15 protein-coding genes are annotated in these 15375 nt (G+C 49.2%); 5 read left to right on the top strand and 10 right to left on the bottom strand.

Annotated features, from left to right (window positions below; translation table 11 throughout):
* The first annotated feature begins 159 nt into the window (after window positions 1–159).
* Window positions 160–1746, top strand: a complete 1587-nt coding sequence (locus SD10_RS23990) for a hypothetical protein (protein ID WP_046577392.1) — start codon at window positions 160–162, stop codon at window positions 1744–1746.
* Window positions 1747–1906: 160 nt separating this feature from the next.
* Here the strand turns inward: SD10_RS23990 and SD10_RS23995 are convergent, their stop codons facing one another.
* From SD10_RS23995 to SD10_RS24030, 7 genes are all read right to left on the bottom strand, one after another.
* Window positions 1907–2776 (bottom strand): aldose 1-epimerase family protein, encoded by an 870-nt coding sequence (locus SD10_RS23995; protein ID WP_046577393.1) that lies wholly within the window; start codon window positions 2774–2776, stop codon window positions 1907–1909.
* A 92-nt stretch (window positions 2777–2868) separates the two neighbouring features.
* Window positions 2869–3336 (bottom strand): 30S ribosomal protein S7, encoded by a 468-nt coding sequence (rpsG, locus tag SD10_RS24000; protein WP_012928933.1) that lies wholly within the window; start codon window positions 3334–3336, stop codon window positions 2869–2871.
* Window positions 3337–3466: 130 nt separating this feature from the next.
* Window positions 3467–3895 carry a 30S ribosomal protein S12 gene (rpsL, locus tag SD10_RS24005; RefSeq protein ID WP_046577394.1) on the bottom strand — a complete coding sequence of 143 codons (429 nt, stop codon included), beginning with the start codon at window positions 3893–3895 and terminating at the stop codon, window positions 3467–3469.
* A gap of 194 nt (window positions 3896–4089) precedes the next feature.
* Window positions 4090–4410 (bottom strand): DUF3467 domain-containing protein, encoded by a 321-nt coding sequence (locus SD10_RS24010; protein WP_046577395.1) that lies wholly within the window; start codon window positions 4408–4410, stop codon window positions 4090–4092.
* 43 nt (window positions 4411–4453) lie between these two features.
* Window positions 4454–4795: a DUF4870 domain-containing protein gene (locus tag SD10_RS24015; RefSeq protein WP_227699057.1), complete on the bottom strand. Its 342-nt coding sequence runs from the start codon at window positions 4793–4795 to the stop codon at window positions 4454–4456.
* 548 nt (window positions 4796–5343) lie between these two features.
* On the bottom strand, window positions 5344–8793 hold the full coding sequence (locus tag SD10_RS24025) for a pyruvate carboxylase (RefSeq protein ID WP_046577397.1): 3450 nt from the start codon (window positions 8791–8793) through the stop codon (window positions 5344–5346).
* Window positions 8794–9113: 320 nt separating this feature from the next.
* Window positions 9114–10133 carry a hypothetical protein gene (locus tag SD10_RS24030; RefSeq protein WP_046577398.1) on the bottom strand — a complete coding sequence of 340 codons (1020 nt, stop codon included), beginning with the start codon at window positions 10131–10133 and terminating at the stop codon, window positions 9114–9116.
* A 116-nt stretch (window positions 10134–10249) separates the two neighbouring features.
* Between SD10_RS24030 and SD10_RS24035 the strand changes: the two genes are divergently transcribed.
* On the top strand, window positions 10250–10909 hold the full coding sequence (locus tag SD10_RS24035) for a DUF1345 domain-containing protein (RefSeq protein ID WP_046577402.1): 660 nt from the start codon (window positions 10250–10252) through the stop codon (window positions 10907–10909).
* A 12-nt stretch (window positions 10910–10921) separates the two neighbouring features.
* Here the strand turns inward: SD10_RS24035 and SD10_RS29845 are convergent, their stop codons facing one another.
* Together SD10_RS29845 and SD10_RS24040 are read right to left on the bottom strand one after the other, a co-directional pair.
* A complete protein-coding gene (locus SD10_RS29845; RefSeq protein WP_169750814.1) occupies window positions 10922–11098 on the bottom strand; it encodes a hypothetical protein in 177 nt (58 codons plus the stop codon).
* Between the two features lie 74 nt (window positions 11099–11172).
* The gene (locus tag SD10_RS24040) at window positions 11173–12408 is read right to left on the bottom strand and encodes a nucleoside recognition domain-containing protein (protein WP_046577404.1); all 1236 of its coding nucleotides are present in this window, start codon (window positions 12406–12408) and stop codon (window positions 11173–11175) included.
* 146 nt (window positions 12409–12554) lie between these two features.
* On the opposite strand from SD10_RS24040, the gene SD10_RS24045 reads away from it, so the two are divergent.
* Together SD10_RS24045 and SD10_RS29540 are read left to right on the top strand one after the other, a co-directional pair.
* A complete protein-coding gene (locus SD10_RS24045) occupies window positions 12555–13226 on the top strand; it encodes a M15 family metallopeptidase (RefSeq protein WP_046577406.1) in 672 nt (223 codons plus the stop codon).
* A 63-nt stretch (window positions 13227–13289) separates the two neighbouring features.
* Window positions 13290–13427 (top strand): hypothetical protein, encoded by a 138-nt coding sequence (locus SD10_RS29540; protein ID WP_262507434.1) that lies wholly within the window; start codon window positions 13290–13292, stop codon window positions 13425–13427.
* 39 nt (window positions 13428–13466) lie between these two features.
* Here SD10_RS29540 and panC read toward each other — a convergent pair whose 3' ends face one another.
* On the bottom strand, window positions 13467–14306 hold the full coding sequence (gene panC / locus SD10_RS24050; RefSeq protein ID WP_046577409.1) for a pantoate--beta-alanine ligase: 840 nt from the start codon (window positions 14304–14306) through the stop codon (window positions 13467–13469).
* A 140-nt stretch (window positions 14307–14446) separates the two neighbouring features.
* On the opposite strand from panC, the gene SD10_RS24055 reads away from it, so the two are divergent.
* Window positions 14447–15253: a glycogen/starch synthase gene (locus SD10_RS24055; protein ID WP_046577411.1), complete on the top strand. Its 807-nt coding sequence runs from the start codon at window positions 14447–14449 to the stop codon at window positions 15251–15253.
* The last annotated feature ends 122 nt before the right edge of the window (window positions 15254–15375 follow it).

A 15375-nucleotide genomic window follows, 5' to 3' on the forward strand; every position in this document is an offset into this window, starting at 1 on the left:
TAGAAATCCACATTACTCCTCCCCGGAAAAATATAATTATAATTGGCTGGCTGTTGAAATTAACTAAGAAAAGTATCAAAACTGGTTTATAATCCGGCCGAGACGAAATCTTAGGCTTATTTTTACGTTTTCCAAAACAGACCACCTTTGAACGTCGCTATGAACCGAACTGCCGGTATGTTGGCGTGGTTGCTCCTTATTAGTACAATAAGTAGCCTCCATGCGCAGGATTCCAAGTCACTCCAACTCTTCCTACCTACGCAGACCAATTGGAACGTTGTGCCTGAGGGCAGCACAATTCGGTTTGACCTAAAGGCCACAGGTTCTCCCAACGATACGCTGCGGTTTTCTTTTGGGAATGACAAGCAGGATGGCATGCAACTTGATTCCCTGGGTCATTTTAGCTGGACACCCGGCTTTGATCTGGCCGATCGTATCCAAACGACAAAAAGTTACCCTGTCAGCTTTGAAGTGCGTAATAGCCGCGGCCAGGTGGTTACACAAAATGCAGAGTTCAAGATTGTTCATGTGAATCGTCCGCCCGTTATTGGCGAACTGCGCCCCTTTTACGTCAGCTATCGAACCCAGAATATTTACAAGATGGATTCGCAGACAGTACGCGATGACGATGGAGATCCACTGGTATTTATTCCGATTGCAGATCAGATGCCCGAAGGGAGCAAGCTATCGTCGCAGGGCGAGGTAAGCTGGACACTGTCGCTCAATCAGTTCAACCGACTGAAACAAGCGCCCCAATACATGGAGTTCTGGGTGGAGGACCAACCCGCTAAGACACGCACAAAGGGCAGGCTAAAGCTAGAAGTTACGCAAATGGATCTGCCGCCTGATATTGCCGTTATCCCAAAAGATACGCATTATAAATTAAAGGAAAATGCCACGGTAAACCTCAAATTTTACCTATCCGATCCGAATGGTGAAGATGATGTTTCCGCGTTTGGTTTCCTGTCCGATAACCAGCAGATTCCCAAAACGGCTTTGGTTAAAAATACAGATAACCAATACGAATTTATCTGGCAACCAGGCTACGATTTCGTCCGGGATCCGTATGATTCTCTGAATACACAAATAACCTTTTACGTACTCGACAAAGCTCAGAACCGCGAAGAACGGCGTATTACGTTTACCGTATTAAATACCGTAAATGAAGCCGAAAAAGACCGCTATTACTACAATCAATACCGTCAGGTACTGGTACAGGCCTGGGGATTGATTGAACAGTTGGGCGACAAAGAGGAACAGTTAAAGCATGATTACAAGAGAGCAAAAGGGGGCAAACGCAACCGCTCAGTAGCAAATGCTTCGCTGGGCGCTGTTACGGGTGTTACCCCGGCCGTAACCGGCTCTAGTACCAGCCAGCAGGCACAGAATAATGGGCGTCTTATTTCAGCTGTGGGTGGCACCGCAGTTTTGACCATGGGCACCCTGGAAGCCACGGAAGTTATTGGTAAATCGATGAAAGATTTACTCGACCGCTATAATTACGTGTTAGGCAAACGCAGTGAATTACAAAACAAAGGCGACGTATTTGCTCGGGAATTTGCGCTAAAATCGGCCCGTCGGAACGGCGAATTCATCAAGAAACTAGATGACTTTCGCACTTCAATGAGCCTAAGCGGCCTGGTCGCTCTGGAGCTGGATGCCAACTGGCAAAGCAAAAAAGAAGCAACAGATAAAGCCCTCAAACGCACGTTTAAGGACTTTACGGCTCTGGACGAGACGCAGTAGTTGGTTTATAATTTGTCGTTAGCTGGTGCGAACGATAAACGGCACCCGACATCCATGGCCTGTGTCCTCACAGGCTTTTTTGTCAGAACTATTGCTGACGCGAGCATGGCCTGTGTTCTCACAGGCCATGGATAGACAAACCACAAACTGTAAACCTCCCCTACCTCACCTCAATCGTAAAAGCTGCTTCAAATACCTTGTTTACCTCGACGTGCTGAATAGCTTCTTTCTGTTGAATCGGCTTAGGTGCGCCCTCGCTATCGGCACAACCCAGCCACGGTTCAACGCACACAAATGATGCCCCAGGCTTAGCCCACAGGCCTAAATAAGGAAATTTGGGATAAGAAACCAGGATAGCATGATCGTGCTTATTACTCCGGATGGCAACACGCCGGGATGCAAGATTTTTAAAAACCAGCGCATCGGCATCAAACAGGTGCTTCGTTAAAGGAAGCTGATTACCTGTTGTAGGAATTAACTTTGTTTCGCCGGTAAAATATCCCACCGACGAGAGCATATGCGTTTCTAAAGGCTCTTCGCGCTCAAATTCAACAAAATATTCCTCGTAAGCTTCGCCCGGTGTAAAGGGTACAGCAAAAGCCGGATGAGCGCCTACCGAAAAATAGATGGGTTGCTCGTCTTCGTTCGCGAGCCGATACGTAACGGTTAGAGTAGCCCCATCCAATTCATAAATCAGCTGAAAATCAAATTCGTACGGAAAGTGCTCCCGTGTAGTATCACTTGACCGCAGTGAAAAAATGGCATGTGTCTTTGTGGATTCGGTAATCTCAAAAACAGACTGCCGGGCAAATCCGTGACGCGCTATCGGGTATGTTTTCCCATCAATCAGCAACTGGTTGTTCAAACAACCGCCTACTACCGGAAACAGATTGGGCGCGTGCCAAGGCCAAACCGCTGGATCGGCTTGCCAGAGGTGCTCAATACCGCTTGGCTTATGAAAAATAGATGTTAATTCGGCTCCTTCAGGCCGGATCGAGACGCGCAGGTAATCGTTTTCTAGAGTTGCCATATAGCTCAAAAACAACAAAAGCTATCCAATGTTGGATAGCTTTTGTAAAGTTAATGGCCATCGGGATTTTGGCCAGTATAGTTGTATCTGGTTTAGAACCGGAAGTGCGAGAACGCCTTGTTGGCTTCTGCCATACGGTGCGTATCGTCCTTCTTTTTAACCGCTGCGCCTTCACCTTTAGCGGCTGCGACGATTTCGGCGGCTAACCGATCTACCATTGTTTTCTCACCACGTGAACGAGCATACTTAATAAGCCATTTCATGCCTACCGCGACTTTTCGGTCTGCCCGTACTTCGGTTGGCACCTGGAAGGTAGCTCCACCGACACGACGGCTTTTTACTTCAACTGATGGCATGACGTTGTTCAATGCCTTTTTCCATGTATCTAAGCCACTTTCGCTGGTGCGTTTGGCAACCACATCAAGGGCGTCGTAGAAGATGGAGTACGCCAGGCTCTTCTTGCCTTCGTACATCAGGTTGTTTACAAATTTCGTTACAAGGACCTCTTTGTATTTTGGGTCGGGTAACACATAACGCTTGGGCGGTTTCGCCTTTCTCATGATTTCTTCAGATTTTTGATCTTACTCTGGACGCAGTCCTTCCAACGCCCAGTCAATTATGATGTATGATGTCAGATGTATAGTATATGCCTTTGCACATACATCATATATCTTATATCATACATCCCTCTTACTTCTTCTTTTTTGCTGGTGGTGCACCTTTGCCACCTTTTACTGGAGCCTGACCTGGTTTCGGCCGTTTGGCACCATATTTCGACCGGCTTTGCAGGCGACCGCTTACGCCAGCCGTGTCCAGCGCACCACGAACGATGTGGTAACGAACACCTGGAAGATCTTTCACACGACCACCGCGAATCAATACGATTGAGTGCTCCTGCAAGTTGTGACCTTCACCCGGAATGTAGGCGTTAACTTCTTTTTGGTTCGTCAAACGAACCCGGGCAACTTTCCGAAGCGCCGAGTTCGGCTTCTTCGGCGTCGTTGTGTACACACGCGTACACACGCCCCGACGTTGTGGGCAAGAGTCCAAAGCAGGCGACTTTGACTTGTCGATCAGCTTTTCGCGGCCCTTACGCACGAGTTGTTGTATAGTAGGCATTCTAAATTTAGTTTACGAAAAAACAGTCCTCCCGAATTTTGAGGTGCAAAGATACGGAAAACTGTTTGAAAGCCAAAGGGTTTTTCGTTTGTGGCTAGTAGTTTGTGGTGTGTAGTTTTTGTATCCGTAGACTGTGTCCTCACAGGCTACCCATGTGCGTTGATATACGTCAGCTAACCGTAAACGACAAACCACTACGCCTGCCCCACCGGGCCACCAAAGCCACCCGTTGGAAACCGGAACTCATTGGGCTCATTGATACCGCCGTAGGCTTCTTCGAAACGGCTTATATTTTCGCGCAGCGCTTCCAGCAGACGCTTGGCGTGTTCCGGCGTCAGAATGATACGGGCTTTTACTTTAGCTTTGGGAACGCCGGGCATCAGGCGAATAAAATCAAGAATAAATTCGCTGTTCGAGTGAGCAATCATGGCCAGGTTGGCATAAACACCCTCGGCGATCTCTTCGCTCAGTTCAACATCAATTGCGCCTTCAGGGTTTTGTTGGGGAGGAGTCATATGAAAACGAGTTATCAATAGCGGATATTCGCCGGAACGGGAGTTACCCTATAAATCGGAACGTCAATGGATACCGGTAATACTCGCCGTTGTTAGCTTTTACAGCCGCAATAATAGTGAAAACGAGCCAGACCACACCGACAATAAAGAGCAGGAATACCCCAACCACGAGAATCATAAGCAGAAACGATACAGCCGCAGCAATGGCCATCGTAATTTGAAAATTAACGGCTTCTTTACCGTGATAATCGACAAAAGCCGACCGTTCTTTTTGAATCTGCCAGATAACGAGCGGGGCAATCACACTACCAATCAACACAAAAGAGCCGGGTATGGCACTCAGATGCGCAAGCATAGCCCACAGGCGGGCATCCGACTCACTCAAGGGTATAGGAGCAGCTGATACGGGTGGTATTGGCGGCCGATTTTCTATACTAAAAAGGCGGTTTAGTTAGAACAGTAAATTGCGATAAAAGTATGATTGTTACAACGTTACAAGAAGAATTCAACACAAATGGAACAACTTATAGCAGTCATTGACGCGTTTTGGCCGGCGTCAGCAGATCTAAAAACTACATTACAAAAGATCCTTCATCGAGAAGCCCTGCCCCGCAGACACTGGCTCTTACAGCCGGGCCAGATCTCTGACCGAATTTATTTTATTGAGCAAGGCGTAATACGAGGTTATTACCTGAAATCGGGTGGCCAGGGCGACGGAATTCCGCTCAACCTGCGGGTTTGATGAAGAGAAGGAATTACGGCTGGGCGACATGTTACGCTTTAAAGACGTTCATCGGGAATAAGCAAATGTAGAACACCTGTTGTATAAAACAGCCTCCGGCTGTTTGTGGATAAGGGCCATATTATAGTCGCCTACCCACAAACAGCCGGAGGCTGTTTTATACACATTGATCCAGGATATTACTGACAGAATTAAGCTAGCTCAATCACGCAGTCGTCCTGCTCAACAGTTGTTGCTTCCTTCAGTACAACTTTTGCTACTTTCCCTTCTTTGGAAGCGGCCACGATGCTTTCCATTTTCATGGCTTCAATGACGAAGAGCGGCTGGTTTTTCTTCACAACATCCCCTTCTTTAACCAGTATCCGCGTTAGCCGACCCTGCAAAGGTGCACCCACATCACCGGCTTTGCTTACCTTGGCGTTCATGGCTTTTTCCACCTTCGAAGCCCGGTCCCGGACCTGTACCTGCCGGCTCTGGCCGTTCAGTTCGAAGGTAATCGTTCGCATCCCAAACTCATCTGGTTCCGATTTGAATAACAACCGGACAAGGATATTTTTCCCCTCCTCGATGTTGATCAAAATCTCCTCATTTTCTTTCAGGCCATAGAAAAAGGCGGGCGTTGGAATGATGCTGACATTGCCATATTGCACATTGGCTTTGTAATAATCATCGTACACTTTCGGATACATCTGGTAGGACAGATAATCCAAGAAGCCATCGCACTGCGGATATTTCTCCTGGAAGGCCTTAAAATCAGCATCAAAGTCAATGGGTTTCAGATGCTCATTCGGGCGGCCAGTAATTGGCTGTTCTCCTTTCAGAACGACGTGTTGAATGTCTTCCGGAAAACCACCAACCGGCTGGCCCAGGATACCTTTCATCAAATCTTTTACCGATTCAGGAAAGGACAGCGACTCACCACGCGTCAGGACATCATTGGCGGTAAGGTTATTGGCTGTCATGAAAATAGCCATATCGCCCACTACTTTTGACGAAGGTGTTACTTTCACAATGTCGCCAAAGAGCTGATTGGCAACTGAGTAATTCTTTTTCAGGGTTTCAAACTTATCGCCCAATCCTGTAGCGATGGCCTGCGGTTTCAGGTTCGAATACTGACCACCCGGAATCTCATTATCGTATACTTCGGCACTTCCCGCCTTCATACCCGACTCGAAAGGATAATAGTATTCCCGAACATCTTCCCAATAGTTCGAATAAGCATTCAGCGACGCTAAATTCGTTTTGCACTCCCGCTCGTGTCCCTGCATCATGGCAACGACTGAGTTAAAATTCGGCTGCGATGTCAGGCCCGACAAGGCCCCGAGGGCACAATCGACAATATCGACACCAGCGTCGATGGCTTTTAAATAGCTAGCGGCCTGTATGCCTGGTGTGTCGTGCGTGTGCAAGTGAATTGGAATGCTCACCGCCTGCTTCAACTCCCGCACCAGCACTTCGGCCGACAGGGGCTTCAGCAAACCAGCCATGTCCTTAATGGCCAGCAGATGGGCGCCTTCGTCTTCTAGCTGACGGGCCATATCCAGGTAATACTGGAGCGTGTATTTTTTCTGATTTGGGGCCAGCATATCTCCCGTGTAGCAGATGGCGGCTTCGCAGAGTGCATCCGTCCGTTCGCGCACCGCCCGCATGCTCACCTTCATGGCTTCAACCCAGTTGAGCGAGTCAAAAATCCGGAACACGTCGATGCCCGTTTCCCACGACTTCTCAACGAATTTCTCGATCAGGTTATCCGGATAAGCCGAGTAGCCCACAGCATTGGACCCACGGAACAGCATTTGCAGCAGCATGTTCGGCATGGCTTCGCGCAGAGCCTCCAGACGTTTCCAGGGGCTTTCATATAGGAAGCGCATGGCCACATCGAAGGTTGCTCCGCCCCAGACTTCCATCGAGAAAAGCTCCGGGTGATTTTTAGCGAATCCTTCGGCCACTTTCTGTAAATCCTGCGTCCGGACGCGCGTTGCCAGCAACGACTGGTGACCATCGCGGAACGTCGTATCGGTATACAGAACGGACTTCTGGTCGGTTACCCACTTCGTGAAGTTCTCCCGCCCCAGTTCCTTCAACCGGTCGCGATTGCCCGACGGATACTGGCCGTAAACATCGAACGACGGCACAATGGGCGTTCTGAATACTTTGCTATCGTCTTTTTTCTTAACCTCTGGATTACCATTTACAATCACGTCGGCCAGGTAGTTGAGTACCCGTGTCGAGCGGTCCTGTGGCTTGCGAAAATCGAACAGTTCGGGGTGGGTTTCAATAAACGACACCCGCGCTTCGCCCCGTTGAAAAACCGGGTTGCTGATTACGTTCAGCAGGAAGCCGATGTTGGTTTTAACGCCCCGAATCCGGAACTCGACCAGTGCTCGTGTCAGCCGTTGGGTCGCCCCTTTCAGCGTACGCCCCCGTGCCGAAACCTTTACGATCATCGAATCGAAGTAGGGCGAGATTTTCATGCCCGCGTAGCTACTTCCTTCGTCAAGCCGGATGCCAAATCCGGCTGCATTGCGGTACGCGGTTATGGTCCCAAAGTCAGGCTTAAACCCATTGGCAGGGTCTTCGGTTGTAATCCGACACTGGATGGCGTATCCATTGAGGGGCACATCATCCTGATGATTGATGTAAATTCCATTGTCGGAAAGCTGATACCCCATCGCAATCAGAATCTGCGTTCTGACGATGTCGATACCAGTTATTTCCTCCGTAATCGTATGCTCGACCTGAATCCGGGGATTCACCTCGATGAAATAAATATTCTCGGCTTTATCGACCAGAAACTCTACCGTTCCGGCGTTGGAGTAATTAACAGCCCGGCCTAGCTGCAGCGCATATGCGTAGAGTTTATCCTTAGTGTCCTGCCGGAGTCCAAACGACGGCGCCACTTCAACAACCTTCTGAAACCGCCGTTGTACCGAGCAGTCGCGCTCATAGAGGTGAACGATATTTCCGTGCTGATCGCCCAGTAGCTGCACTTCAATGTGCTTAGGCTCTTCGATGAATTTTTCCAGGAAAATCGTATCGTCGCCAAAGGCATTTCGGGCTTCGTTTTTGGCTTCGGCAAAAGCCTTTTCAAACTCTTCGGCCTGCCGCACCACGCGCATACCCCGACCACCACCACCGGCAGCCGCTTTAACCATGATCGGAAAACCAATTCGCTGAGCCTCCGTCAGGGCGAACTCGGGCGACATGTTTTCTTCGCGCGAATCCGGAATGAGCGGTACGCCTGCTTTGGTTGCCAGATTTTTCGCCCGCACTTTATCGCCCAGCGCGTCCATGGCTTCGGGTGAAGGACCGATGAAAATTATTCCCTCTTCACGACACCGTGTTGCCAGTTTTACATTTTCTGATAAAAAGCCATATCCAGGGTGGATGGCATCGATTTTATGCCGTTTAGCCAGTAGAATAATGCCTTCAACATCCAGATACGGTTTCAATGGGTCCTCATCGCGCCCGATCTGGTACGCTTCATCGGCCTTATAGCGGTGGAGCGAATACCGATCTTCGTAAGTGTAAACGGCAACGGTCGTGATGCCCAACTCGGTGGCAGCCCGCATAATGCGAATGGCTATTTCGCCCCGGTTAGCGACAAGCAAACGGTGAATGGGTCGGATATACTCTTTCATGATTCTCAACAAAAGCGGCTTCAGGCTACAAGACGGCCAAATAATATAGCAAGATTGTTGAAAATTTTGAAAAAATTGCCCTGCCCTGTATAATCATTGGAGAAGACAGCTTTTTCAGGGAATATTGCAGAAACTAGCTTTATAATAACTGTTGCCAAAAACGGTTACTTAACCCCTTATGAACTCACACCTTCGGATTTAGCTACTATTGAGGCTGTCTTTATAGGCCCGTTTATCACTTCAGTAACACGAAAGAAAGTAGTTGACGCATTCACGTCTTATCTAACCGAGTTAAAATTAGCCCTAAACGCTCTTTCACATTACCGGTAACCTTTCAGCCATTGTTTCAGAACACTCAGGCTGGCCAGTGCTTTCACATCCTGTTTGAGTTGTTTGATGTCCCGCTTCAGTTGAGCAATGTCGCTGTTGAGACTGAACTCGAACCCAACCAGTGACCCGGCAGCAAACGTTGACTTCCCCGTCATGGCCGCCAGTTCCTTCCGGAGTGCCAGACACTCGGCTTCCAGTTCGTGCGCCTGCTGCCGCAGAATCTTGTTATAGTACGTTAGCTGATCTTCGGCGAGGGCTTCCAGATGCGCCTGGTCGATCCGCTCAAATTCCAGTTGCAAACGGAAAAGTGCCAGTAAATCGCTCGTCTCATAAGCGGCTATCACACGATGCATGATTTCGGTTTTGCGCACTTTTTCGGCTTCATCGGGTTCGCGGTCGGGGTGGAACGCTTTGACCAGATCCATGTATAGCGTCCGAACGGCTTTGGTGGTTTTCTGCTCATCGGCCCGTTTTTTGGCCTCCCGTTCCAGTTGTTTGGCCGACTTTGGTTTGTTAGCCCGTTGCCGCTGACGTTCGGCTTCGGCAGCCTCCTGCTGCGTTATGTACTCCTCAACGTCGTCATTCGTACCAGAATAGGCTTCTCCTGTGTTGGCCAACTCCTGATCATTACTGAATTCCGGCAGATTATACTTGTCATAAATGAGCTTGAGGCTGTCTATACCATGCACTGATATCAGATCAGAGGCCATGCTTCGAATCAATTCGGCAAGTTTCTTTCTCTCTGTTTTTGTCGTCTCCTCACTTGCATAGGCCCGATCGAACAGCCGCACCAAATCGGCTTGTAGCCGACTGTATTGATCAATCAACGGGTGATAATCGGTTTGAACCCGCTGCTGAATATGGTCCGAAACGCCACGCAGTTCGTGTAGTTCTGTTGTGAGCTGTTCAATTTTTTGGGTTAACCGGTTAAATTCTTTCTGCGATTTGGAAAGAGGCTCGGTTCCGGTACCTATTCGAACAACATGGTATTGCGCCGGTGAAGACGACATAGTGGCTTCCGTTCGTTGATGTCGTAAAGATACAATCGGCACCATCAGCAACCGAAAATTTGGGGCGTATGCTACGAAGGACGTACTTCGCTTTTCGCCCGGCCTTTTCCCAACCAATGAGAACAAACCTAATAAACTCAATTGCTCGTCTCGACTCCCATTATCGCTTACTGATTGGCCTGGCCATGTCGGCAATATCTTACTTCGTGGTTCCGGGAAATTTCACCTTACCTGCCCACTTTACCCTTGCCTGGGTCTCGTTTGCGATGACGATTTTAGTACTCATGTGGATAAGCATCAGCGTTGCTCACCCGCGCGATTTGCCTAAGCTATCCCAACTGGAAGATTCGAGCCGAACCCTGATTCTGGCCTTCGTGGTCGTGGCCGCCATAGCCAGTCTCTATGCCGTCATCGTCCTGCTGGATTCGGCCGACAAAAACAGTCCGGAATGGCCGCGAAACCGATTACTGGCTATTTCGGCTATTGCCAGTGCCTGGTTTTTGGTGCATTCGGTTTTTACACTCCGTTACGCCCATGTATACTATGGCAATGATAAAAAGCAAAAAAACAAACCCGGTGGGCTGGACTTTCCGGACGATTCAGAACCGGACTATCTGGACTTTGCCTATTTTTCGTTTGTGATTGGGATGACCAGTCAGGTGTCCGACGTTTCCATTAGTTCAAAATCCATGCGCCGAACGGCACTGGCTCATGGGTTGCTATCCTTTGGTTTCAATGCCATCATTATTGCCCTGACGGTGGGTGGCCTCGCTTAAGCGATTGACACGCTAGCGTTGGCCTGATGACCGACCGTGCTTTCTGGTCTTTTCCAATTGGTCTTTTTCGTAGGCTTCGCGCTGTTGTTTATCCGACAGTAAGTTGCGGTATAAGCCATTCAGCACATAGATGTCGTCAACCTCATCGATCAGCAGATGGAGTTTTTCCCGTACCTGGTTAATGTTCATTCGTCAGTCCGCCGGAGCGGTTCGTTTGTTGAGTTAGTTACCTGAATAAGGAACACGTTTATCCTGTTTTTTGCTCAATGAAAGAAGAAATATCCCAAGGCAATACCGGCAATGACGCCCATTAAATCAGCAAATAGCCCAAATGGAATAGCATAACGCGAATGGCGGATGCCGACCGAGCCAAAGTACAGGGCAACAATGTAAAAGGTCGTGTCGGCGGCCCCCTGAAACATACAGGCCAACCGGCCAACAAACGAATCGGGCCCAAATTGTTTCATGGCGTCGATCATCAGCGCTCGTGATGCCGAACCACTCAGCGGGCGCATCAACGCCACCGGTAAAGCATCGGTAAATTCAGTGTTCAGCCCCGTCAGGCTAAAGACATATTTCAGTCCGTCGATCACGTAATCCATTGCGCCCGAATTTCGGAAGGCGCCAATGGCCACCAGCATGCCGACCAGATAAGGAATAATGCGTACCGACGTTTCGAAGCCCCCTTTAGCGCCTTCAATAAAGGCGTCGAAAATGTCTACTTTCTTGCGCATGGCCCCGAGCAGAAACGACACCACGATAAGCATCAGAATCAGGTTGCCCGTCACTTTCGAGATAACTTCGATTTCTTCTTTTGTTTTGGTCGACAGAAACCACAACGCTAAACCGATCAGGCTGGTAATACCGCCCAACCAGCCTAACACCGTACTATTCATCAGATTGATACGCTGTTTTACGGCTACAGCAATCATACTCACCACGGTGGCCACATACGTCGCGATCAGGCAGGGAATGAATATGTCTGACGGATCTTTGGCCCCCAAAATAGCCCGTTGGGCCATGATGCTGAGCGGAATAATCGTCAGCCCGGATGTATGCAGCACCAGAAACATAATCTGGGCGTTTGAAGCCGTTTCTTTGGTCGGATTTAGTTCCTGCAAACTGGCCATGGCTCGCAAGCCGAAGGGCGTTGCGGCATTATCCAGCCCCAGCATGTTGGCCGAAAAATTCATGATCATCTGCCCATTGGCCGGGTGATCTCGTGGTACTTCCGGAAAAAGCTTGTGAAAGAAGGGGCCAATAATCCGGGCCATAAAGTTAATGGCTCCTGCTTTCTCGCCAATGTTCAGTAATCCCAGAAAGAACGTCATTACGCCCGCCAAGGGCAGAGCAATATCCATGACCGCCACCTTTGAGGAATCGAACAGGCCTTCGACAATAAGTTTAAATATTTCCGTATCGCCCAGAAAGATCAGTTTGGCTAGCGCCACCAGAAAAGCAATCACAAAAAAGGCAACCCAAATGTAATTTAAGGCCATTGGTTATAACGAGCAGGAAAGGGAACGGGCGAAAGCGTATGAGAATAAGTCGTGAAATACCACATGGTTGTTCGCACCAATCCGTTTATAAATCCTGTAAGTTTACACGAACATTTGGCTCAAACCAATTTTGCACGACTAAAGTAATGCGGCTCAATCCTATTTTATTCGCTCTTTTTTCACTCGTTCACCTAGTCGCCCGGTCGCAATCCTTCGAAGCCACTATGGCCAAACAGGGCCTCGTGGATGTGCAGAAAGTGGATCCGACCATTCTGGTTGACTTAAAGTATTCGACAACGGATAATTTCGTTGGTAAAGACGTGTATGGCGATCTGACGCGCGCATACATGCAACCGATGGCCGCCCAGAAACTCGCCGAAGCCAGCAAGTACTTACAGGCTCACCACCCCACCCTCCGTCTGCTGGTGTACGATGCGGCACGCCCCCGTACGGCGCAATGGAAGCTTTGGAACGCTCTCCCCGATTTGCCCGAAAACGAACGCCAGAAATACGTAGCCGACCCTCGAAAAGGCTCCATTCATAATTACGGCTGCGCGGTTGACCTAACCGTAGCGAATCAGGACGGCAAGCCGCTCGATATGGGTACCAAGTACGATTTTTTTGGTGAACTGGCGTATCCTTCCCGCGAAAACGAACTGCTTAAAGCTGGCAAACTAACACAGCAGCAAATCGACAATCGGCAGATTCTCCGAACGGCCATGCGACAGGGTGGATTCAGTCCCATCGAATTCGAGTGGTGGCACTTTAATGCCTTATCGAGAGAAAAAGCGAAGATGGTGTTTCGGATTGTGGATTGACCAATACGACCCGTCTATCATAAACCGCCCTGACCAGCTTTCGCCAAGATAGGTATACCTGTCCTGTTTTTCACAGATGGCGAACATCCCGATTATCACCAGCCCTCCTATACCGCCGACAAGATCAACTATGAGCTCTTGCAGAAACGGGCAACGCTGGTTTTTCAAACAGCTTGGCGGGTAGCAAACCCGGATAATTGACCTACATACAGACCTTTCCTAGCGTTTGCCGGTTCCCGCTCAAAACACCAGGTTGTCGATCAGCCTGACTTTTCCCAAATGGGCCGCCAGGCAGATGGCCGTTTGGCCGGGCGCCAGCACCTCGCTGGCTAGCTGTAGCGTATCGGCATTGACGATTTCGACGTACTCTAACCGGAAATGGGAATTACCCGTAAAAAAGCCCGTTACAGCCGCTTTCGCCTGCGCGGTGCTGTGCCCTTCCACCAGCAGATCGTGGGCCAGCGTAAGGGCTTTAAATAAGGCCGTAGCCTGCTCCCGCTCCGTGTCGGTAAGATTGCGATTGCGCGATGACATGGCGAGCCCATCGCTCTCACGAACGGTTGGGCACCGAACCAGCTCGACGCAAAAACTCAGATCGCGCACAAGCCGCCGAATAACAGCCACTTGCTGCAGGTCTTTCTGGCCGAAGTATGCCTTGTCGGGCTGTACAATGTTGAAGAGTTTGGCAACCACCGTGCCTACTCCATTAAAATGCCCCGGCCGGAAAGCCCCTTCCATGACCGTTTCCAGATCGCCAAAATTGAGCCGCAGCGTAGTTGGCTCGGGATACATTTCGGCTACCGAGGGGGCAAAAACAACCTCACAACCGGCGGCTGCCAGCTTCTGGCAATCCTCTTCCAGCGTGCGCGGGTAGCGAGCCAGATCGTCGGGATTATTGAATTGGGTCGGATTGACGAAGATGCTGCTCACCACCACATCGTTCGCTGAACGAGCCGCATCGATGAGCGTAATATGCCCTTCATGCAAGGCCCCCATGGTTGGCACAAAGCCAATTGTCTTTTCGGAACGAAGGGAATTCAGGTGGTGGCGAAGCGCAGAAACCGTGTCGAAACGATGCATAACTGACGAGTTTTTTTTGGGGTTGCAATGATACGGCAACTGTATCTTTTTTGCACAAAATGTATTGAAATACGGGAAAAATTTGTATAATTTTGCAAGTTTTTTGGTTCACTCAGACAACACACACGCTTTCCCTATTTATGAGCAAACTTCGCATCCTCTATGTCGCCAGCGAAATCAATCCTTTCCTGAAAACGTCTGACGTCGCTGATTTCGTCCGCAAATTGCCGCAGGCCATGCAGGAGCGTGGGATGGAGATTAGAATTCTGGTGCCTCGCTTCGGTCTCATCAACGAGCGTAAAAACCGGTTGCACGAAGTGGTACGGTTGTCGGGGATTAACATTGCCGTAGGTGATGATGAAAAACCGCTGATTATCAAGGTTGCGTCAATCCCAACGGCTAAATTGCAAGTGTACTTTATTGATAATGAAGACTATTTTCAACGAAAGTATGTTTTCCATGACAAAGAAAACCGATTCTACGACGATAACGACGAGCGGGCGATTTTCTTCTGCAAAGGTGTTCTGGAAACGGTTAAGAAACTAGGATGGGCACCCGATATTGTTCACTGCAATGACTGGATGACAGCCCTGATCCCGCTGTACCTTAAAACCACCTACAAAAACGACCCGATGTTCAAGGACACGAAGTCTGTTTTTACCGTGTATAATAACTCGTTTGAGCACCGTTTTGAAGGCGACATCATCGAAAAGGCCCGCATGATGGACATTGACGATGAGATGTTGGCCGAATTAAAAACGGCTGATTTTGAAGGTTTTATTCGTATTGGTTCGACCTACGCCGACGCCGTTGTTCGGGCAGAAGAAGAAACCAGCGAAAGCCTTAACGCGATCCTGACGGATTTCCCGGAACATAAATTCGATACGGTCGATGATGAGGACGTAACCGACCGCTATTACAATCTGTACACGCAGTTAGCGGGTTAACACACAAGGCCGTTGCCCAACATTGATAAGGAATCTGTTTATTAAAATTTATTAAAATGGAGTCCTGCAAACGACTCAGTAAAAAGCCGGAAATTTCCGGCTTTTTACGTTTAATTTACCCT

Source organism: Spirosoma radiotolerans (genome assembly GCF_000974425.1).
GTDB lineage: Bacteria > Bacteroidota > Bacteroidia > Cytophagales > Spirosomataceae > Spirosoma > Spirosoma radiotolerans.